The sequence below is a fragment of the Bradyrhizobium sp. 179 genome, from assembly GCF_023073535.1.
Taxonomy (GTDB): domain Bacteria; phylum Pseudomonadota; class Alphaproteobacteria; order Rhizobiales; family Xanthobacteraceae; genus Bradyrhizobium.
Genome location: NZ_JADPJR010000068.1, coordinates 1 through 1,280, shown reverse-complemented (window position 1 = coordinate 1,280; position 1,280 = coordinate 1). Strand labels below are relative to the sequence as shown.

The window sequence follows — 1,280 nt, the reverse complement described above, 5'->3', positions numbered from 1 at the left end:
GGCGCCCGGCTCATGGCGGCGTGTCGCGAGCACTCGCCCTGCGATCGACCGTTCGACGCCGGATTGCTGCTTAAGCTTGGCGCTGCCGACGCCCAGCTTCCAGCCGACGACCGGCACGCCCAGCAGAGCGATCAGGCGGTCCTGAACGTCGTAACCCTGATCGATGCTCGACGGCCTGATGTCCACCGGCAGTTCCACAATCTGCTGCGTGCCATGCCAGACCTGTGCAAGCAGGCGAGCAGCGGGATTGGGGTCGAATGAGGTCGTCATGGCGCGTCACCCTGCGTCAGGAAGTCGAAGTCGCACCCATCGGGCGCCTGCAGCACCGTCCGCCGGTAAAGCGATTTGTAGCCCCGGGTAGGAGGCGGCGGCGGACGATGATCAGCCAGGCGCCGCTTGATCTCCGCGTCGTCGACCAGAAGGTCGATCCGCTTGTTGGCGATCGACAGCCGGATGCGGTCGCCGTTGCGCACGGCGGCGAGTGGACCGCCGGCGGCGGCCTCCGGCGCGACGTGCAGGACGATCGATCCGAACGCCGTTCCGGACATGCGGGCGTCCGAGATCCGGACCATGTCCTTGACGCCAGCTTGAGCCAGCTTCTTCGGAATCGGCAGGTATCCGGCCTCCGGCATGCCCGCTGCGTGTGGACCGGCGTTCTGCAGGACCAAGATGTCGTCGGGACGCACGTCCAGGTCGGGATCGTCGATCCGATTGCTGAGATCTTCGAGGCTCGAAAACACGACCGCGCGTCCCTCCGACTCGAACAAACTCGGCGTGGCGGCGGCGCGCTTGAAGATCGCGCCATCTGGAGCAAGGTTACCTTTCAGCGCGACGAGACCGCCGTCCTTTGAAACCGGATCGTTGAACGGCCTGATGACCGCCGGATTGACCCACTCGAGGGGCTCCTCCAACCGTTCGCCGAGGTTACGCCCTTCGACGTCGATGGTGTCCAGGTGAAGCAGCGGCTTCAATTCGCGCAATAGGGCGCCTATGCCGCCGGCCGCGTGAAAGTCCTCCATGTAGCCTTCTCCGACCGGCTTCAGGTCGACCAGAACCGGGGTCTCGTCGGAGAGCTCGTTAAATCGCGAGAACGGGATCTTGATTCCCAGCCGCCCTGCGATCGCAGTCAGGTGCACGACCGCGTTGGTCGAGCCGCCGACAGCCTGCAGCACGCGGAAGGCGTTCTCGACCGACTTGCGGGTGATGACGTCGCGCGGCGCTATCTTGGTGCCGATCAGGCGAACCGCCGCCTTGCCGGTCTCTTCCGCGGCGACCAGCCG

Annotated in this window: 1 protein-coding gene and 1 pseudogene; both read right to left on the bottom strand. The window is 65.7% G+C overall.

All coding sequences use genetic code 11. The annotated features are described in order from the left end of the window. Positions 1–270: pseudogene (locus IVB12_RS16645) on the bottom strand (hydratase); the annotation flags it as partial. Beyond that, positions 267–1,280, bottom strand: a 1,014-nt coding sequence (locus IVB12_RS16640) for a dihydroxy-acid dehydratase (RefSeq protein ID WP_247300669.1), incomplete at its 5' end; no start/stop codon positions are given. The gene IVB12_RS16640 and the pseudogene IVB12_RS16645, both read right to left, overlap by 4 nt.